The sequence below is a fragment of the Stenotrophomonas sp. SORGH_AS_0282 genome (assembly GCF_030818125.1).
Taxonomy (GTDB): domain Bacteria; phylum Pseudomonadota; class Gammaproteobacteria; order Xanthomonadales; family Xanthomonadaceae; genus Stenotrophomonas; species Stenotrophomonas rhizophila_A.
In genome coordinates this window covers 2,542,297-2,561,012 of sequence record NZ_JAUTAB010000001.1, presented here as the reverse complement: position 1 = coordinate 2,561,012, position 18,716 = coordinate 2,542,297, and the positions used below count along the sequence as shown (strand labels likewise).

General features: G+C 67.4%; 21 protein-coding genes and 1 pseudogene. 18 read left to right on the top strand and 4 right to left on the bottom strand.

All coding sequences use genetic code 11. The features are described 5' to 3' along the window. Nucleotides 1-67 precede the first annotated feature (67 nt). The gene (gene parE, locus QE395_RS11385; protein WP_068850819.1) at nt 68-1,957 is read right to left on the bottom strand and encodes a DNA topoisomerase IV subunit B; all 1,890 of its coding nucleotides are present in this window, start codon (nt 1,955-1,957) and stop codon (nt 68-70) included. A gap of 163 nt (nt 1,958-2,120) precedes the next feature. On the opposite strand from parE, the gene QE395_RS11380 reads away from it, so the two are divergent. The 8 genes from QE395_RS11380 (at nt 2,121) to truD (ending at nt 8,778) form a co-directional block, all read left to right on the top strand. Further along, entirely contained in the window at nt 2,121-2,363 is a 243-nt protein-coding gene (locus tag QE395_RS11380) for a hypothetical protein (RefSeq protein ID WP_068850822.1), read from the top strand. Between the two features lie 368 nt (nt 2,364-2,731). After that, the gene (locus QE395_RS11375) at nt 2,732-4,396 is read left to right on the top strand and encodes a CTP synthase (protein ID WP_306989143.1); all 1,665 of its coding nucleotides are present in this window, start codon (nt 2,732-2,734) and stop codon (nt 4,394-4,396) included. 77 nt (nt 4,397-4,473) lie between these two features. After that, nucleotides 4,474-4,746 (top strand): hypothetical protein, encoded by a 273-nt coding sequence (locus tag QE395_RS11370; RefSeq protein ID WP_306989140.1) that lies wholly within the window; start codon nt 4,474-4,476, stop codon nt 4,744-4,746. Nucleotides 4,747-4,865: 119 nt separating this feature from the next. Next, the gene (gene eno / locus QE395_RS11365; protein ID WP_068850835.1) at nt 4,866-6,155 is read left to right on the top strand and encodes a phosphopyruvate hydratase; all 1,290 of its coding nucleotides are present in this window, start codon (nt 4,866-4,868) and stop codon (nt 6,153-6,155) included. Nucleotides 6,156-6,160: 5 nt separating this feature from the next. After that, on the top strand, nt 6,161-6,511 hold the full coding sequence (gene ftsB / locus QE395_RS11360; RefSeq protein ID WP_068850838.1) for a cell division protein FtsB: 351 nt from the start codon (nt 6,161-6,163) through the stop codon (nt 6,509-6,511). Beyond that, nucleotides 6,508-7,206, top strand: a complete 699-nt coding sequence (ispD, locus tag QE395_RS11355) for a 2-C-methyl-D-erythritol 4-phosphate cytidylyltransferase (RefSeq protein WP_093534104.1) — start codon at nt 6,508-6,510, stop codon at nt 7,204-7,206. Before ftsB ends, ispD begins: the two co-directional genes overlap by 4 nt. Before the next feature lie 37 nt (nt 7,207-7,243). Continuing rightward, nucleotides 7,244-7,738, top strand: coding sequence for a 2-C-methyl-D-erythritol 2,4-cyclodiphosphate synthase (ispF, locus tag QE395_RS11350; protein ID WP_095364046.1), 495 nt, complete (start codon nt 7,244-7,246; stop codon nt 7,736-7,738). After that, the gene (gene truD, locus QE395_RS11345) at nt 7,735-8,778 is read left to right on the top strand and encodes a tRNA pseudouridine(13) synthase TruD (protein WP_306989137.1); all 1,044 of its coding nucleotides are present in this window, start codon (nt 7,735-7,737) and stop codon (nt 8,776-8,778) included. Before ispF ends, truD begins: the two co-directional genes overlap by 4 nt. A 20-nt stretch (nt 8,779-8,798) precedes the next feature. On the opposite strand, the gene QE395_RS11340 is transcribed toward truD, so the two are convergent. After that, a complete protein-coding gene (locus tag QE395_RS11340; RefSeq protein WP_068850850.1) occupies nt 8,799-9,338 on the bottom strand; it encodes a Smr/MutS family protein in 540 nt (179 codons plus the stop codon). Nucleotides 9,339-9,525: 187 nt separating this feature from the next. On the opposite strand from QE395_RS11340, the gene surE reads away from it, so the two are divergent. From surE to QE395_RS11320, 4 genes and pseudogenes are all read left to right on the top strand, one after another. Continuing rightward, nucleotides 9,526-10,305, top strand: coding sequence for a 5'/3'-nucleotidase SurE (gene surE, locus QE395_RS11335; protein WP_068850853.1), 780 nt, complete (start codon nt 9,526-9,528; stop codon nt 10,303-10,305). After that, nucleotides 10,302-10,980: pseudogene (locus tag QE395_RS11330) on the top strand (protein-L-isoaspartate(D-aspartate) O-methyltransferase). Before surE ends, QE395_RS11330 begins: the two are co-directional and overlap by 4 nt. A gap of 19 nt (nt 10,981-10,999) precedes the next feature. Then, complete coding sequence (locus tag QE395_RS11325) at nt 11,000-11,614, top strand: DedA family protein (RefSeq protein WP_068850859.1); 615 nt, start codon at nt 11,000-11,002, stop codon at nt 11,612-11,614. Beyond that, complete coding sequence (locus tag QE395_RS11320; protein ID WP_068850861.1) at nt 11,611-12,387, top strand: peptidoglycan DD-metalloendopeptidase family protein; 777 nt, start codon at nt 11,611-11,613, stop codon at nt 12,385-12,387. Before QE395_RS11325 ends, QE395_RS11320 begins: the two co-directional genes overlap by 4 nt. A 91-nt stretch (nt 12,388-12,478) precedes the next feature. On the opposite strand, the gene QE395_RS11315 is transcribed toward QE395_RS11320, so the two are convergent. Further along, nucleotides 12,479-12,874, bottom strand: coding sequence for an Mth938-like domain-containing protein (locus QE395_RS11315; protein WP_068850864.1), 396 nt, complete (start codon nt 12,872-12,874; stop codon nt 12,479-12,481). A gap of 5 nt (nt 12,875-12,879) precedes the next feature. After that, entirely contained in the window at nt 12,880-13,185 is a 306-nt protein-coding gene (gene yhbY, locus QE395_RS11310) for a ribosome assembly RNA-binding protein YhbY (RefSeq protein WP_068850867.1), read from the bottom strand. Nucleotides 13,186-13,250: 65 nt separating this feature from the next. Here yhbY and rlmE point away from each other — a divergent pair, with 65 nt between their 5' ends. The 6 genes from rlmE to miaA all read left to right on the top strand — a co-directional run bounded on the left by rlmE (nt 13,251) and on the right by miaA (nt 18,686). Next, entirely contained in the window at nt 13,251-13,883 is a 633-nt protein-coding gene (rlmE, locus tag QE395_RS11305; protein ID WP_095364050.1) for a 23S rRNA (uridine(2552)-2'-O)-methyltransferase RlmE, read from the top strand. A 53-nt stretch (nt 13,884-13,936) separates the two neighbouring features. Then, on the top strand, nt 13,937-15,880 hold the full coding sequence (gene ftsH, locus QE395_RS11300) for an ATP-dependent zinc metalloprotease FtsH (protein WP_176472670.1): 1,944 nt from the start codon (nt 13,937-13,939) through the stop codon (nt 15,878-15,880). 108 nt (nt 15,881-15,988) lie between these two features. After that, nucleotides 15,989-16,171 (top strand): hypothetical protein, encoded by a 183-nt coding sequence (locus QE395_RS11295; RefSeq protein ID WP_068850876.1) that lies wholly within the window; start codon nt 15,989-15,991, stop codon nt 16,169-16,171. Between the two features lie 143 nt (nt 16,172-16,314). Then, the gene (locus QE395_RS11290) at nt 16,315-16,755 is read left to right on the top strand and encodes a hypothetical protein (RefSeq protein WP_093534110.1); all 441 of its coding nucleotides are present in this window, start codon (nt 16,315-16,317) and stop codon (nt 16,753-16,755) included. A gap of 78 nt (nt 16,756-16,833) precedes the next feature. Next, nucleotides 16,834-17,733, top strand: a complete 900-nt coding sequence (gene folP / locus QE395_RS11285; protein ID WP_068850881.1) for a dihydropteroate synthase — start codon at nt 16,834-16,836, stop codon at nt 17,731-17,733. Next, nucleotides 17,733-18,686 carry a tRNA (adenosine(37)-N6)-dimethylallyltransferase MiaA gene (gene miaA / locus QE395_RS11280; RefSeq protein ID WP_210132271.1) on the top strand — a complete coding sequence of 318 codons (954 nt, stop codon included), beginning with the start codon at nt 17,733-17,735 and terminating at the stop codon, nt 18,684-18,686. Before folP ends, miaA begins: the two co-directional genes overlap by 1 nt. The last annotated feature ends 30 nt before the right edge of the window (nt 18,687-18,716 follow it).

Genomic DNA, 18,716 nt, shown 5'->3' with positions numbered 1-18,716 from the left:
TACGGAATTGCCTGCCACCCGCGAGACCCAAAAAAAATCCCGCCGAAGCGGGATTTTTCATCAGCAATCAAACTTCCAGGGAAGCCAGATCACCCTTGTTCTCCAGCCACTGCTTGCGGTCGCCCGCGCGCTTCTTGGCCAGCAGCATGTCCATCAGCGCGCTGGTCTGCTCGCCATCGTCCACCGTCAGCTGCACCAGGCGGCGCGTGTCGGGGTGGATGGTCGACTCGCGCAACTGGTGCGGGTTCATCTCGCCCAGGCCCTTGAAGCGGGTCACGTTGACCTGGCCCTTGATCTTCTCGCGTTCGATCTTGTCCAGCAGCGAACGCTTTTCTTCCTCGTCCAGCGCGTAGAACACCTGCTTGCCCACGTCCACGCGGAACAGCGGCGGCATCGCCACGAACACGTGGCCGGCATCCACCAGCGACGGGAAGTGCTTCAGGAACAGCGCCGTCAGCAACGTTGCGATATGCAGGCCGTCCGAGTCCGCGTCGGCCAGGATCACCACCTTGCCGTAACGCAGCCCGCTGATGTCCTGCTTGCCCGGATCGCAGCCGATCGCGATGGCCAGGTTGTGCACTTCTTCCGACGCCAGCACGCTGCCCGACGACACTTCCCAGGTGTTCAGGATCTTGCCGCGCAGCGGCATGATCGCCTGGAAGTCCTTGTCACGCGCCTGCTTGGCACTGCCGCCGGCCGAATCACCTTCCACCAGGAACAGCTCCGTGCGCGACAGGTCCTGGCTGATGCAGTCCGCCAGCTTGCCCGGCAGGGCAGGGCCCTGGGTGACCTTCTTGCGCACCACCAGCTTTTCGGTCTTCAGGCGCGCACTGGCACGCTCGATCGCCAGCTGCGCGATCTGCTCGCCCAGCGCCACGTTCTGGTTCAGCAGCAGGCTGAAGGCGTCATGTGCCGCGCCTTCGACGAACCCGGCGGCCTGGCGCGACGACAGCCGCTCCTTGGTCTGCCCGCTGAACTGCGGGTCGGTCATCTTCAGCGACAGCACGAACGAGACCCGGTCCCACACGTCTTCCGGGGCCAGCTTCACTCCGCGCGGCAGCAGGTTGCGGAAATCGCAGAACTCGCGCAGCGCCTCGGTCAGGCCCGTGCGCAGCCCGTTGGCGTGGGTGCCGTGCTGCGCGGTTGGAATCAGGTTGACATAGCTTTCCTGGACCAGCTCGCCTTCCGGCAGCCACGCCACCGCCCAGTCCACCACCTCGGTATCTTTCTTCAGCTGGCCCACGAACAGCTCGGCCGGCAGCATTTCGCGCTCGCCCAGCTCAGCCTTCAGGTAATCGCTCAGGCCATCTTCGTAGTACCAGGTGTCCTGCTCGTCGGTGGCCTCGTCGCGCAGCTTCACTGTCAGGCCCGGGCACAGCACCGCCTTGGCGCGCAACAGGTGGCGCAGCGCCCGCAGGTTGTACTTGGGCGTGTCGAAGTACTTCGGGTCGGCCCAGAAGCGCACCCGCGTACCGGTGTTCTTCTTGCCCACGCTGCCGACCACTTCCAGCGGCGTGGCGCGGTCGCCATTGCGGAAGGTGATGCGGTGCTCGCTGCCATCGCGCCGGATATGCACTTCCACCAGCGTCGACAGCGCATTGACCACGCTCACGCCCACGCCGTGCAGGCCGCCGGAGAAGGTGTAGTTCTTGTTGTTGAACTTACCGCCCGCATGCAGCCGGGTCAGGATCAGCTCCACGCCGGGCACCTTCTCCTCCGGGTGGATGTCCACCGGCATGCCGCGGCCGTCATCGGTGACCTCGCAGCTGCCGTCCTTGTACAGGGTGACCTCGACCGTCCGGGCGTGCCCGGCCAGCGCTTCGTCCACGGCGTTGTCGATCACTTCCTGCGCCAGGTGGTTCGGGCGCGCGGTGTCGGTATACATGCCCGGGCGGCGCTTGACCGGGTCAAGGCCGGACAGGACTTCAATATCGGCGGCGTTATAGCGGGTGTTCATCTGTCTTCATAAAGCGCATAGCGACGGCGAAGTTTGCGGTCTGGCCGGTTTTTTTGCACGCCGCACGTTCAGGGGCCGGCCGAAGAGCGCGCGATAGACTGTAGGAGATGGGAAAACCGGAGCCCCGGCGCCCCATCCCCAGCCATATGCGAGGAGACTCCCCATGAAGAAGTTGCTGACCATCGTTGCCATTGCCGCCGCCGTCGTGGCCGTGCCGCTGGCAATGGCGCAGAACGCCGGACAGGGCCAGTCCACCGCGCAGCAGGGCGAGCAGGCCGAGGCCAAGGCGCAGTCCGAAGCCGACGCCAAGGCCAAGCGCCGCGCGGCCGCCAACGCCGAAATGAAGGCCAAGGGCCAGCAGGCGCCCCAGCAGGAAGAGGAAGAAGAGGCCAAGAAGAAGCGCTGAACCAGCGTTTCGGCTTCCCCGACGCCCCGGCTTGCCGGGGCGTCTTCGTTCGTGCCCCTTGGGCTGGGCGCCCTCAATCTGTAAACTATGGCTTTCCGGGAGCAGTACGTGTCATCCATCAGCGAATGGACTGGTCTGGTCGTGCGCGGCCGCCAGCAGGGTAGGCAGGAGGTGACGGTCCCAACGGCGACCGGCACGGCCGACCCGACCTCGCCGACCGGCCGCCACGTCATCGCTCCCCTGATCCCGGCCCTGGCGCGTGAACATCCCGCCGCCGCCGTCCGGATTCTCCCCGATTCCCCCTTCACGTCGTCCGCCGCCCCGCGCGCCGGCGCCGTTTCCCCCTTCCTGACAGGACACCCCCAGCCATGACTCCCTTGATCTTCGTAACCGGCGGCGTGGTTTCCTCGCTCGGCAAAGGCATTGCCGCCGCCTCGCTCGCCTCCATCCTCGAAGCCCGTGGCCTGAAGGTCACGATGATGAAGCTTGACCCGTACATCAACGTCGACCCGGGCACCATGAGCCCGTTCCAGCACGGCGAGGTGTATGTCACCGACGACGGCGCCGAGACCGACCTGGACCTGGGCCACTACGAGCGCTTCGTGCGCACCCGATTGAGCCGCAAGAACTCGGTCACCACCGGCCGCATCTACGAGAACGTGATCCGCAAGGAGCGCCGTGGTGACTACCTGGGCGCCACCGTGCAGGTCATCCCGCACATCACCGACGAGATCCGCCGCTGCATGGACGAAGCCACCGAAGGCTTCGACGTGGCGCTGGTGGAAATCGGCGGCACCGTGGGCGACATCGAATCCCTGCCGTTCCTGGAAGCCATCCGCCAGGTGCGCACCGAGCGCGGCCCGGAGAAGGCCCTGTTCATGCACCTCACCCTGGTGCCGTACATCGCCGCCGCCGGTGAGCTGAAGACCAAGCCGACCCAGCACTCGGTCAAGGAACTGCGCTCGATCGGCATCCAGCCCGACGTGCTGCTGTGCCGTTCCGAGCAGCCGGTGCCCGACTCCGAGCGCCGCAAGATCGCCCAGTTCACCAACGTGTCCGAGCGCGCCGTGATCAGCGTGCCTGACGTCGACGTGCTGTACCGCATTCCGATGGGCCTGCACGCCCAGGGCCTGGACGAGATCGTCATCAACCAGCTCAAGCTCGGCGACAAGGCCGGTCCGGCCGACCTGCACGAATGGGAGGCCGCTCTGGATGCCACCCTGCACCCGGTGGATGAAGTCACCATCGCCGTGGTCGGCAAGTACGTCGACCACCAGGACGCCTACAAGTCGGTGGGCGAAGCGCTCAAGCACGGCGGCCTGCGCCAGCGCACCAAGGTCAACCTGAAGTGGCTGGAAGCGCAGGACCTGGAAGGCACCGACATGGCGGCGCTGAAGGACGTCGATGGCATCCTGGTGCCGGGCGGCTTCGGCGACCGTGGTTTCGAGGGCAAGGTGCTCACCTCGCAGTTCGCCCGTGAACAGCAGCTGCCGTATTTCGGCATCTGCTACGGCATGCAGGCCGCCGTGGTCGATTTCGCCCGCAACGTGGTCGGCCTGGAGGGTGCCAACAGCACCGAAAACGACCGCCAGTCGCCCAACCCGGTGATCGGCCTGATCACCGAATGGCGTACCGCCACCGGCGATGTGGAAAAGCGCGATGACAAGAGCGATCTCGGCGGCACCATGCGCCTGGGCCTGCAGGAGCAGCGCCTGAAGCCCGGCACGCTGGCCCGCGAGCTGTACGGCAAGGACGTGGTGTCCGAGCGCCATCGTCACCGCTACGAGTTCAACAACCGCTACCGCACCCAGCTGGAAGATGCCGGCCTGGTGATTGCCGGCAAATCGATGGACGACACCCTGGTGGAAGTGGTGGAGCTCTCGCGCGACCAGCATCCGTGGTTCCTGGCCTGCCAGGCGCACCCGGAATTCCTGTCCACTCCGCGCGATGGCCACCCGCTGTTCATCGGCTTCATCCGTGCCGCGCGTGAGCGCAAGGCCGGCGGCGCGCTGTTGCAGGAAGCAAGCGCCTGAGCCAGGACCCGTGGGCGGCGCAGCTGGCCCGTCGCCAGCGCCGCCACTGGCGGGCGTGGCCCTGGGGCTGGGCAGCGTTGGTTCTGTCGACAGCCAGCTGGGGCTGGGCGTTCGTGCTCATGGTGCTGGTGTTTTCCGCAGTGGGTTCGCCCGGTGACGGCAGCCATGCCATCCAGGCCGTCGCCACGCCCATCAACCTGACCCTGGCGCTGGGCGCAACCTGCGCGCTGGGCACTGTGCTGGCCGGCGTGCTGGCGTTGCGCCTGCGCCGCCAGCCGGCCGGTGGCGGCGCCGCGCTGGGCCTGCTGGGCCTGCTGTTGCTGGTGCTGCTGCTGCCCTCCCTGCTGTAACCCCTAACGCTTTCCGCGCGCGGATTTGGCAAGCGGGGGGCAGGTGGGGATAATCACGCGGCACGTTTCAACGCATTGATCTTTGGCGTTCCCCCTTTCTGACTGGTAACCGGCCCGCTATGACCACGATCCGCAGCATCCACGCCCGTGAAATCCTCGACAGCCGTGGCAACCCCACGCTGGAAGCCGAAGTCACCCTGGAGGACGGCTCGTTCGGCCGTGCCGCCGTGCCGTCGGGTGCCTCCACCGGCACCAAGGAAGCGGTCGAGCTGCGTGATGGCGACAAGACCCGCTACCTGGGCAAGGGCGTGCGCAACGCCGTCAACAACGTCAACACCACCATCGCCTCCGCGCTGAAGGGCTTCGACGCGGCCGACCAGGAAGGCCTCGACCGGCGCCTGATCGACCTGGATGGCACCGAGAACAAGGGTCGCCTGGGCGCGAACGCACTGCTGGCCGTGTCCATGGCCAATGCCCATGCCGCCGCTGCCGCCAACAAGCAGGCGCTGTGGCAGTACCTGTCCAAGGGCAGCACCGATGTGAGCCTGCCGGTGCCGATGATGAACATCATCAACGGCGGCGCGCATGCCGACAACAATGTCGATTTCCAGGAATTCATGGTGCTGCCGGTCGGCTTCACCTCGTTCTCCGAAGCGCTGCGCGCCGGTACCGAAATCTTCCATTCGCTCAAGTCGGTGCTCAAGGGCCACGGCCTGAGCACGGCGGTGGGCGACGAAGGCGGCTTCGCGCCGGACTTCCGCAGCAACGTCGAAGCGCTCGACACCATCCTCGAGGCGATCGGCAAGGCCGGCTACACCGCCGGCGAAGACGTGCTGCTGGGCCTGGACGTGGCCTCCAGCGAGTTCTACGAGAACGGCAAGTACAACCTGGTGGGCGAGAACAAGCGCCTGACTTCGGAGCAGTTCGTCGATTTCCTGGCCGACTGGGCCGCCCAGTACCCGATCATCACCATCGAAGACGGCCTGGCCGAGAACGACTGGGCCGGCTGGAAGCTGCTTACCGACCGCATCGGCAAGAAGGTGCAGCTGGTCGGCGACGACCTGTTCGTGACCAACCCGAAGATCTTCAAGGAAGGCATCGAGTCCGGCACCGCCAACGCGATCCTGATCAAGGTCAACCAGATCGGCACCCTGACCGAGACCCTGGAAGCGATCGCCATGGCGCACCACGCCAACTACGCTGCGGTGGTCTCGCACCGTTCGGGCGAAACCGAAGACACCACCATCGCCGACATCGCCGTGGCCACCACCGCCACCCAGATCAAGACCGGCTCGCTGTGCCGCAGCGACCGCGTGGCCAAGTACAACCAGCTGCTGCGCATCGAGGAAGCCCTTGGTGCCGGCGCGCGTTACGCCGGGCGTGACGCGTTCGTGTCGCTGAAGCGCTGATCCGCATGCGCAACTGGCGCTGGCTGCTGCTGGTGCTCGCGGTACTGCTGGCATGGCTGCAGTACCGCTTCTGGTTCGGCCCGGGCAATTCGGGAGAAGTGATGTCGCTCGAAGCCCAGGTCGAATCCCAGAAGCGCGACAACGCCGGCCTGCAACAGCGCAATGATGCGCTGGCGGCCGAGGTCAAGGACCTCAAGGAAGGCGAGGCTGCCATCGAAGAGCGTGCGCGCAGCGAGCTGGGCATGATCAAGCCCGGTGAGAAGTTCTACCGCGTGGTCGAGAACGCTCCGGTGGCGGCGCCGCGTGCGCCGGCGCTGGCCGCCGACCCGAACGCGCCACACCCGGACGTGCCCTGATGGGCAGTGTCTGGGCCGTGGTTCCGGCCGCCGGCCGAGGTACCCGCTTCGGCAGCGACACGCCCAAGCAGTACCTGGTCGCAGGCGACCGGGTGCTGTTGGCGCACACGCTGGAAGCCCTGCTGTCACACCCGGTCGTGGCCGGGGTGATGGTGGTCATCGCCGAGAACGATGTCGACTGGCCGGGCTGGCAGTCGTTGGCGGACAAACCGATCCTGACCTGCACCGGCGGGGCGACCCGCGCTGCCTCGGTGCTGGCCGGCCTGCAGGCGCTGCCTGACAGCGTGCGGGCCGACGATTTCGTGCTGGTCCACGATGCCGCGCGGCCGAACCTGGCCGCAGCCGACCTCGGTCGCCTGCTGGAAGTGGGGCGTGCCGATCCCGTTGGCGCGATCCTGGCCGCGCCGGTGCGCGATACCCTCAAGCGGGCCGGCGACGACGGCGGCATTGATGGTACCGAGCCGCGTGCGCGCCTGTGGCGCGCGCTGACCCCGCAGCTGTTCCGCCGCCACCAGCTGGCCCGCGCGCTGCAGGACGCGGCCGCCGCCGGCGTTGACGTCACCGACGACGCCATGGCGATGGAGCGCCAGGGCCTGCGCCCGTTGCTGGTCGAGGGCAACGAGGACAACTTCAAGGTCACCACCCCGGCCGATCTGTCCCGATTCGAATTCGAGCTGTCGCGCCGCGGCTCCTGAGCCCGTCCGCGCCGGCCATCACCGCAGGTCTTTTGCCATGAACACCCCGTTTCCTCCGGTCCGCATCGGGCAGGGTTATGACGTCCACGCCTTCGGCGAGGGCGACCACATCATGCTCGGCGGCGTGCGCGTCGCGCACAGCTGTGGCGTGCTGGCGCACAGCGATGGCGATGTGATCCTGCACGCCCTGTGCGATGCCATGCTGGGCGCGCTGTCGCTCGGCGACATCGGCCAGCACTTCCCGCCGTCGGACATGCGCTGGAAGGATGCCGACAGCAGCCGCTTCCTTGACCACTGCAACAGCCTGCTGCGCGAACGCGGCTGGCAGGTCGGCAACACCGACATCACCGTGATCTGCGAGCGGCCCAAGGTCGGCCCGCATGCCTTGGCCATGCGCGAGCGCATTGCCGGACTGCTTGGCATCGCGCTGGATGCGGTGAGCGTCAAGGCCACCACCTCCGAGAAGCTCGGTTTCACCGGGCGCGGCGAAGGAATCGCTGCCCAGGCCGTCGTGCTGTTGGTGGCGCTGTGATCCCCTTGCCGCTGGCCTTCGGCGAGCCGTTGCTGCGCGCCGACATCCGCACCGTCCCGGAAGATTTCCAGGTGGACGAGCTGTCGGCGTTCGAGCCCGCCGGGGAAGGCGAGCACCTGCTGCTGACGATCCGCAAGCGTGGTGCCAACACCGTGCATGTGGCCAAGCTGCTGGCGAAGTGGGCGGGGCTGCCGGACATGGCGGTCAGCTATGCGGGCATGAAGGACCGGCATGCGGTCACCACGCAGCGGTTCAGCGTGCACCTGCCCAAGCGCATCGCGCCGGACATCGCGCTGTTGGCCTCGGATGAGGTGGAGGTGGTCGAGTCCACCTGGCACAACCGCAAGCTGCAGCGCGGCGCGCTGGCCGGCAACCGGTTCCGGCTGGTGCTGCGCAGCGTGCAGGGCGAGGCGAAGGCGATCGACGAGCGGCTGTCGCTGATCGCCGCGCGTGGCCTGCCGAACTGGTTCGGCGAGCAGCGCTTCGGCCGCGATGGCGGCAACGTGCCGGCCGCACTGGCCATGTTTGGCGGCCGCCGCGTGCGCCCCGACCAGCGCTCGCTGCTGCTTTCGGCCGCGCGCTCGGCGCTGTTCAACCAGGTGCTGGCCGAGCGCGTGGCGCAGGGCAACTGGGACAGCCCGCTGGAGGGTGAAGTGTGGATGCTCGATGGCAGCCGCAGCGTGTTCGGTCCCGAACCGTGGACCGACCTGCTGGCGGATCGGTTGGGCCGCTTCGACATCCATCCCAGCGGTCCGCTGTGGGGCGAGGGTGAGCTGCGCAGCAGCGGCGCCGCCGCCGCGCTCGAGCTGGGCGCGATCAGCGACGAGCAATCCTTGCAGCTGCGCACCGGGCTGGAAGGCGCGCGCCTGAAGCAGGAGCGCCGCGCGTTGCGCCTGCGCCCGGCCAACCTGCAGCACCGCTGGCTGGAAGCAGATGTGCTCGAGCTCACCTTCGCGCTGCCGCCGGGGTGTTATGCCACCGCCGTGCTGCACGAGCTGGGTCCGGTGGACGACGCCAGCAGCGCTTCGTCGAACGATTGATTTCTACGTGGTGCGGGCGATCACCGTCGCGCCAACAGCACCAATACCGCGCCCGTCCCGCCTTGCCCGGCGGGCGCCGAATGGAACGCCAGCACGTCATTGCGCTGGCGCAGCAGCCGGTCCACCAGGTTCTTCAACACCGGCGCACCGCCGTCGGACTGCAGCCCCTTGCCGTGGATGATGCGCACGCAGCCGTGCTCGTGCGCATGCGCTTCCAGCAGGAACTGGCGCAGCAGCGTCTCCGCCTGGGCCACCGTGGCACCGTGCAGGTCCAGCTCGTCCTGCACCGAATACTGCCCGCGCTTGAGCCGCTGGAACATCCGTGCCGGCAGGTTCTCGCGCCGGTAGCTGGCGGTGTCGCCGGCCTCCAGCGGGCTGCTGTCGCGAAGCAGCCGGGCGAATTCCCCGCGCGCGGCGTCCTCGTCCTGTTCGGCCATGCGCGCACGCGGCTTCGGTCGGGGTGTCGCCGGTGGCGCAGCCACCGGTTTGCGCAGCGGCGTGACCTCGCCGATGGCGGCGCGGAACAGTGCGGCCGGATCTTCGTCTTCAGGATGTGACATGCGTACAGCCTAATGCCCTGAATCGGCCGTGCCTACCTCCCGCCGGGGTAGGCCGATCTGCCCGCTTGCGGCACAATAGCTGACGCACTTGCGCGGTCGGTGATCCCGAAACGGGTGAAGGCCGGCCCCGCCAACGCTGGAAAGTGATGGAAATGAAGTCTTGAACAATCAAGCGGTTAAAACCCAGATGCGGATCCTGGTCAGCAACGACGACGGCGTCGATGCCCCCGGCATCAGGATGCTCGCCTCCGTGCTGCGCGAGGCCGGCCACGAAGTGATGGTGGTCGCCCCCGACCGCGACCGCTCCGGCGCCAGCAATTCGCTGACCCTGGACCTGCCGGTGCGGGTCAAGCGCATCGACCACTCCACCTGTTCGGTAGCCGGCACCCCGACCGACTGCGTGCACCTGGCGCTGACCGGCCTGCTCGAATACGACCCGGACATCGTGGTGTCGGGCATCAACAACGCAGCCAACCTGGGCGATGACGTCATCTACTCCGGGACCGTGTCGGCGGCGATGGAAGGGCGTTTCCTCGGCCTGCCGGCGGTGGCGATGTCGCTGGTCACCCACAACCACGACCCGCGCAATTTTGAAACCGCCGCGCGTGCCGCGGTGGAGATCGTCACCCGGCTCAAGGCCGACCCGCTGCCGGCCGACACCATCCTCAACGTCAACGTGCCCGACCTGCCGTGGGCGGAGGTGCGTGGCTTTGAAGTGACCCGGCTGGGCAACCGCCACCGTGCCGAAGGCTGCATTGCCCAGCGCGACCCGCGCGGCAATGAAGTGTTCTGGATCGGCCCGGCCGGGCGCGAACAGGATTCCGGCCCGGGCACGGACTTCCATGCCGTGCGCAACGGATTCATCTCGATCACGCCGATCCAGGTCGACCTGACCCGCTACCAGGCACTGGAGAAGGTCGCCAGCTGGGTAGGCGGGCTGACCGCCGCGCTGGACCGGCCGGCATGAGTCAGCGCCTGCGCCTGCAGCCCGAAGCGGTCGGGATTGGCATGACCTCCCAGCGCGTGCGCGACCGCCTGGTCGAACGCCTGCGCGAGAGCGGCATTGCCGACGAAGCCACCCTCAATGCGATCCGGGTGGTGCCGCGGCATCTGTTCATCGACGAGGCCCTGGCCTCGCGCGCCTACGAAGACACCGCACTGCCGATCGGCCACGGCCAGACCATCTCCCCAGCCGTGGGTGGTGGCGCGGATGACCGAAGCGGTGCTGCAGTCGGCGCCGAAGAAGGTGCTGGAAGTGGGCACCGGCTCGGGCTACCAGGCGGCCGTACTCGGTGCGCTGGGGCTGGAGGTCTACACCGTCGAGCGCATCGGCGACCTGCTGCGGCAGGCGCGCAAGCGCTTCCGTGCGCTGGGCATGAACATCCGCAGCAAGCACGACGATGGCCGCATCGGCTGGGCCGAACACGGGCCGTTCGACGCCATCGTGGTGACCGCGGCCGCGCCGGCGCTGGTCGATGCGCTGGTCGAGCAGCTGGCCGTGGGCGGACGCCTGGTCGCGCCGGTCGGTGGGGCAGGGGCGCAGTCGCTGATCCAGCTGACCCGCCGCGACGACGGCAGCGTTGAACAGCAGGTACTGGCACCGGTCACGTTCGTGCCGCTGCTGTCTGGCATGCTGGACTGATTCCAAGGAGCGTTGCGTCATGAAGATTTTTGGTCCGCTGTACGAGCGGGCGATGAAGTGGGCCGCGCATGAGCGCGCCCCGACCTACCTGACGGTGCTCAGCTTCATCGAGGCGATCATCTTCCCGGTGATGCCCGAAGTGATGCTGGCACCGATGTGCGTGGCCCAACCCAAGCGCGGCTGGTGGTTCGCCACGCTCAGCCTGGCCGGCTCGATGGCCGGTGCGCTGGTCGGCTATGCGCTGGGCCACTACGCGTTTGAAGCGGTCAAGCCGCTGTTCGCGGCGATGGGCATGCTGACCAGCATCGAAGGCGGCATCGCCATCGTGCAGGCCAAGATGGCCGAATCCCCGTGGGCGGTGTTCACCTTCCTGGTGTTGGGTGGCTTCATGCCCATCCCGATGAAGGTCTTCACGTGGGCATCGGGTATCGTCGGCGTGCCGCTGCCGCAGTACTTCCTGAGCATGTTGATCGGGCGGGGCAAGCGCGTGTACGTGCTGGCGGCCGTGATCCGCATTGGCGGGGCGCGCGCCGAAGCCGCGCTGCGGCGTTGGATTGAACCGCTGGGCTGGATCGCCACCGTACTGGTGGTGGGTCTGGTGGCCTGGCTTGTCTGGAGAGCGAAGTTCGCATGAGTGCTGATCGTATGCGCGGGGCCACACGGCTGACCGCCCTGCTGCTGGTGGTGTCCACCCTGAGTGCCTGCGGCACCGCCACGGTGGTCAAGCCGTCCGGCGGGCGCACCACGCACACCACGCCGCAGACGTCGGTAGCCAAGCCGGGGCAGACCGCCGTGGTGCGCCGGGGCGACACCCTCTACGCGCTGGCACGCATCCACAACATCACCCCGCGCGACCTGGCCGCCTGGAACGGGCTGGCCGAGCCCTACACCATCTATCCCGGGCAGGTCATCCGCCTGTACCCCGGCAGCAGCCCGGGCCGTGCGCCGACCACCGTGGTGACCGCGCCGCGCCCGGGCACCGGTTCGACGCCTGCGCCTGCGCCGACCCCGTCGCCGACCACCGCCATCAAGAGCAACATCGACTGGCGCTGGCCGGCCGATGGCGCGCTGGTGGGCCGCTTCGTCGGCGCCGATGTCACCAAGCAGGGCGTGGATATCGCCGGCAGCAGCGGCCAGCCGGTGCGCGCCACCGCATCGGGCGTGGTGGTCTATTCCGGTGCCGGGCTGGTCGGCTTCGGTGAGCTGATCATCATCAAGCACAACGATCAGTGGTTGTCGGCCTACGGCCACAACCGCAAGCGGCTGGTCAACGAAGGCCAGAGCGTGAAGGCCGGCGAGCAGATCGCCGAGATGGGCCGCACCGGTACCACCCGCGACATGCTGCACTTCGAGATCCGCTACAACGGCAAGCCGGTCGACCCGCTGTTGTACCTGCCCCCCAAGTGATCGCGCAGCCACGCAGGGCGTGGCGCTACCGTGGCGGAACCCACAAAAAAGGCTGCCAACGGCAGCCTTTTCTGAACGGAATCAACCCATTTCAGCCCGGCAGGAGGATGGCCGCCGCTACGTTGCGGCCTTCACCCGCAAGCAGGTTGAATGTCCTGGCGGCCGCTCCATTGTCCATGACCTCGATGCCGATGTTGCGGGTCAGACAGGCCCCCATGACAGCCGCAGATGGGAATTGCTGCTTTTCCCCCGTTCCAAGGATGACCAGTTCCGGCTGCTGGGCCAGCACCGTGGCCAGGTGGTCCGGGGTCAGCTCCTTGACGCTGGCGGGTGCCGGCCAATCTTCCAGCAATGCCTGCGGGGTGACGATGAAGCTCTTCACCACCCGCCGGGTGCCGGCGTTCACGCGGTCTTCGAAAACCACAGAGTCGGCGCCGACGATGCGGAACGCATAGGCGAAATCCGGGATTTCGTGGTTCAGCTGCATGGCGATCAGCCGCGCGGAAGCACGATCTGGCGCTGTTCCTTGCTGGGGCGGTAGAGCACGGCCACGTGGCCGATGCGCTGCACCAGCGCACTGTCGGAGGCCTGCACCAGCTCGGCGATCATGGCGTCGCGTGCATCGCGGTCTTCCGCGGCCACCTTCACCTTGATCAGTTCGTGGCGCTCCAGCACCTCGTTCAGCTCGGCCAGGAAGGCCGGCGTGACCCCCTTGCCGCCGATCTGCAGCAGGGCGTTCAGACCATGGGCTTGGCCGCGGAGGAAGCGGGTCTGGGAGGAGGTCAGGACAATAGACATTCAGGAACAAGCGGTTAACTGGGGCGATCAGGGTATCATGACCACCCCGTCCGGCCCTATCTCCAATGGTTTCCCGCAGCAAGAGCAGCCAACGCTGGTTGAAAGAACACTTCGCCGACCCCTTCGTGAAGAAGGCGCAGGCCGAGGGCATGCGCTCGCGCGCGGCTTACAAGCTGGAGGAGCTGCTCGCGCGTGACCGGCTGCTGAAGCCGCATATGGTCGTGGTCGACCTGGGCGCCGCCCCGGGGGGCTGGTCCCAGCAGGTCCGGCGCCAGATCGGCGACACCGGAAGGGTGCTGGCGCTGGACATCCTGGAGATGCCGCCGCTGGCCGGGGTGGAGTTCCTTCACGGGGACTTCAGGGAGCAGGCCGTCCTATCGCAGTTTGAAGCCATGCTCGGGGACCAGCCGGTAGACCTTGTGCTCTCGGATATGGCCCCCAATAAAAGTGGTATGGACGCGGTAGACCAACCGCGGATGATGCACCTGGCCGAGTTGGCGCTGGATTTTGCCGACAACCATCTCAAGCCGGGTGGCGCGTTCCTGATCAAGCTGTTCCAGGGCGTGGGCTTTGACGACTACGTGCGCGAGATGCGCCGCCGGTACGACAAGGTCGTGATCCGCAAGCCTGAAGCGTCCCGGAAGCGCTCGCCCGAGGTGTATGCCTTGGGGCAGGGCAAACGCGCCCAGATCAAGTAAGCTCAACCATACCAATAGCGTCAGGCATTAGAGGAACACCGGAGCCAATGAGGATGAACGACTTGACCAAGAACCTCCTGCTATGGGTGGTCGTCGCCGTGGTGCTCATGGTGGTGTTCCAGAGCTTCTCGCCAAAGAGCAGCGGCGCCGGTGCCCAGGGCGCCACGTATTCGCAGTTCCTGGACCAGGTGGATGGCGGCAACGTCCAGAAGGTCACCTTCAGCGGCGACATGCGCAGCGGCACCAACCAGATCTCGTACACCACGCGCAGCGGCCAGTCGGCCACGATCACCGCGCCGATGGACCGCGACCTGATCAACATCCTGCGCGCCAAGAACGTGGAAATCGTCCAGGAAGAGCCGTCCAGCGGCATCTCGCTGGGCGCGATCCTGATGAACTTCCTCCCGGTGATCCTGATCATCGGCTTCTGGTTGTTCATCATGCGCCAGATGCAGGGCGGTGGAGGCGGTGCCAAGGGCGCGATGTCCTTCGGCAAGTCGCGCGCCAAGCTGCAGGGCGAAGACCAGATCAAGGTCACCTTCGCCGATGTCGCCGGCTGCGACGAAGCCAAGGAAGAAGTCGGCGAACTGGTCGACTTCCTGCGCGATCCGACCAAGTTCACCAAGCTGGGCGGCAAGATCCCGCGCGGCGTGCTGATGGTCGGCCCGCCGGGTACCGGCAAGACCCTGCTGGCCCGTGCCATCGCCGGCGAAGCCAAGGTCCCGTTCTTCTCGATCTCCGGCTCGGACTTCGTGGAAATGTTCGTCGGCGTCGGCGCCAGCCGCGTGCGCGACATGTTCGAGCAGGCCAAGAAGCAGGCCCCGTGCATCATCTTCATCGACGAAATCGACGCCGTCGGCCGCCATCGCGGTGCCGGCCTGGGCGGCGGTCATGACGAGCGCGAGCAGACCCTGAACCAGCTGCTGGTGGAAATGGACGGCTTCGAGGGGGGCGAGGGCGTGATCGTCATTGCCGCCACCAACCGTCCCGACGTGCTGGACCCGGCGCTGCTTCGCCCGGGCCGCTTCGACCGCCAGGTCGTGGTGGGGCTGGCCGACGTCAAGGGCCGTGAGCAGATCCTCAAGGTGCACATGCGCAAGCTGCCGCTGGCCGACGATGTCGAGCCGATGGTGATCGCGCGCGGTACCCCGGGCTTCTCCGGCGCCGACCTGGCCAACCTGTGCAACGAGGCGGCGCTGTTTGCCGCACGCGGCAACGAGAAGGAAGTGCGCATGGAGCACTTCGACCGTGCCCGCGACAAGATCCTGATGGGTGCCGAGCGTCGTTCGATGGCCATGAGCGAGGAAGAAAAGACGCTTACCGCCTATCACGAAGCCGGCCACGCCATCGTCGGCCGCCTGGTGCCCGAGCACGATCCGGTCTACAAGGTCACCATCATCCCGCGCGGTCGCGCGCTGGGCGTGACCATGTACCTGCCGGAAGGCGACAAGTACTCGATGAACCGCGTGGCGATCGAATCGCAGCTGTGTTCGCTGTACGGCGGCCGCGTCGCCGAGGAGCTGATCTTCGGCGCCGACAAGGTCACCACCGGTGCCTCCAACGACATCGAACGCGCCACCAAGATGGCCCGCAACATGGTCACCAAGTGGGGCCTGTCCGACGAGCTCGGCCCGATCGCCTATGGCGAAGAGGACGATGAAGTGTTCCTGGGCCGTTCGGTGACCCAGCACAAGAGCGTGTCCGACGATACCGCGCGCCGCATCGATGAAGTGGTGCGCAGCATCCTGGACAAGGCCTACGCCCGCACCACCGAGCTGGTCACCGCCAACCTCGACAAGCTGCACACGATGTCCCAGCTGCTGCTGCAGTACGAGACCATCGATGCGCCGCAGATCGACGCCATCATGGAAGGCCGCGATCCGCCGCCGCCGATGGGTTGGGGCAAGTCCAACAAGGACGGTGGCAGCAACAACAACGACAAGGGCGGCGACGCCCGTCCGGTGCCGCCTATCGCCGGGCCTGCCGAACAGCTCTGACGATGAACAGGTAACGCATGGAGGTCGGGGAAACCTGGCCTTCATCGTTTCTGGCGCGGGCGATCCGGGCGACAATGTGGCTTGCCCCACACCTGTCCCGGAGTATCCATGTCCACGCCGCCGCCCCCGGTCTCGCACACCACGGAAATGGTGATCGCCACCGTCGTCGGTGCCGCCGCAGGCCTGCTCAGTGGAAACTACCTGCTCGGAGGCATCGTAGGGATCGTGATCGGCATCGGCCTGAGCGTGGCCAAGACCTTGTACCTCGACCGCAAGCGCCGCCGCCGCTGAGCCCTTGCGCCGCTGCGTGGCAATCGGCACGATGCGCGGGCGCGGTTGCATGAGGCAGCCGCGGCCAACATTCCAGGGGGAATACCATGCGTCACTCACGGTACGCGGCGACAGCCGTGCTGCTCTGCCTTGCCACGCCTGCCATGGCGGACACCATCCACGTGCAGGATCCGATTCCGTTCTCGGAGTCCGCTTACATCGCCGATAACATCAAGGCCGAATGCCGCATGGGGGCGCAGCTTGCAACCTCGCTGGGCAGCAACGCCCCGAAATTCGGCAATACGATCGCGTTCGATGCGGAGGCCGTCTCCACTGGCCGGGCGCTGAAGCTGGAGCTGGTGGAGGCACAGAGTGCCGGCAACGCCTTCAGCGGTCACTTCAAGTCGGCAACCGTGCGCGGCGTGCTGACGCAGGATGGCCAGAAGGTTGCCACCGTGACCGCGCGACGTGTTTCCCGCGGCGGCGCATTCGGCGGGTTCAAAGGCTCCTGCGACGTGCTGGAACGGGTTGTCACCGCCATCGGCAACGACCTTGCCGAATGGCTGGCCAAGCCGACCGACGAGGCCAAACTGGGCGATTTCTAGCCGGCCAAACCCCGCAGGCCGCGGGTTATCGGAGTACGCCGGCGTAAACTAGGCGCTGGCGTATTTCGTGGAAGGCCCATGTTCGATACTTCTCCCCAGCTGGACTGCGGCGGCCGTGTGTTGCGGCTGGACCGCCCGCGCGTCATGGGCATCGTCAACGTCACCCCGGATTCTTTCTCGGATGGCGGCGCGCACGACAATACCGAAGCGGCGGTCGCGCACGGCTTGCAGCTGGTGGCCGAAGGCGCTGACCTGCTCGACATCGGCGGTGAATCGACCCGCCCCGGGGCCGCACCGGTGCCACTGGAAGAAGAGCTGCGCCGGGTGGTCCCGGTGATCGAACAGCTGGCGCGCCAGACGCAGGTGCCGATCAGCATCGACACCTTCAAGCCGGAGGTGATGCGCGCGGCCGTGGCCGCTGGTGCCGGCATGATCAACGACATCCATGCGCTGCGGCAGGACGGGGCCTTGGCCGCCGCCGCCGAACTGGGGGTGCCGGTGGTGCTGATGCACATGCAGGGCGAGCCCGGCAGCATGCAGGACACCCCGCACTACGACGACGTCGTGGCCGAGGTGCACCGCTTCCTGGTCGATCGGATGTTCTCGGCCGAGATGGCCGGCATTGCAAAGAAGAACCTGGTGATCGACCTGGGCTTCGGCTTCGGCAAGACCACCGACCACAACATGATCCTGCTGGCGCGCTCGGCGCGCTTCCTGGAACTGGGCGTGCCGATGCTGGCCGGGCTGTCGCGCAAGCGCAGCATCGGCGAACTGACCGGGCGCGAGGCGCCGCGCGAGCGCGTGGCCGGTTCGGTCGCCGCGCACCTGATCGCCGCCCAGCGCGGCGCGACGATCCTGCGCGTGCACGACGTCGCCGCCACCGTGGACGCGCTGAAAGTGTGGGCAGCGGTCGATGCGGTGCCGATGCCGCGGGTGGATGCCGCGCCGGCGATGCCGCGCTGGCCGGACGAGGGCTGATGGGCGCCGACCGGCGCCCGCTGGCGATCGCGGTGATGGGCCCGACCGCGTCGGGCAAGACCGCCACCGCCATCGCACTGGCGCGGCAGCTGGACGGAGAGATCGTCAGCGTGGATTCGGCGCTGGTGTATCGCGGGCTGGATATCGGCTCGGCCAAGCCCGATGCCGCCGAGCGCGCGCAGGCGCCACACCACCTGCTCGACCTGCGCGATCCGTGGCAGACCTATTCAGCGGCGGAATTCGCCGTTGATGCCGCCCGCGTGGTGGCCGACATCGTCGCGCGCGGACGCATGCCGATCCTGGCAGGCGGCACCGGGTTGTACTTCCGCGCGCTGCTGCAGGGGCTCTCGCCGATGCCGCCGGCCGACCCGGCTACCCGCGTGGCGATTGGTGCCGAGGCCGCCGAACGCGGATGGCCCGCCCTGCATGCTGAGCTGGCTGGGATCGACCCCGCCGCCGCAGCGCGCATCCATGCGACCGACCCGCAGCGCATCCAGCGGGCGCTGGAGGTGTATCGCCTGACCGGCACGCCGATCAGCGAATGGCAGAAGCTGCCCGGCGTGGATCGGCTGCCGGTGCGCTGCCTGAAGCTGGTGCTGGCCCCGCGCGAGCGCAGCGTGCTGCACCAGCGCATCGAAACCCGGTTCGACAACATGCTCGCCCAGGGTTTCCTGGACGAGGTGCGGGCACTGCGTGCGCTGCCGGAGATGGCGGCGGTGGCCGCGCCGCTGGACCTGCCGGCGGTCCGGGCGGTCGGCTATCGCCAGGCCTGGGAGTTCCTGGACGGGCAGGGCAGTCCCCGCGACTTCCGTGACCGGTCCATTCAGGCCACCCGGCAGCTGGCCAAGCGCCAGTTGACCTGGCTGCGCGGCGAGCTTGATGCACGCTGGTTCGATCCCCATATCGACGGGGATTCCCTGGCAGATGCCGTAGCGGCCTTTGTTGCCCGTTGAGCCACAGCGCCTTGCCCTTGGCCCGTGTAC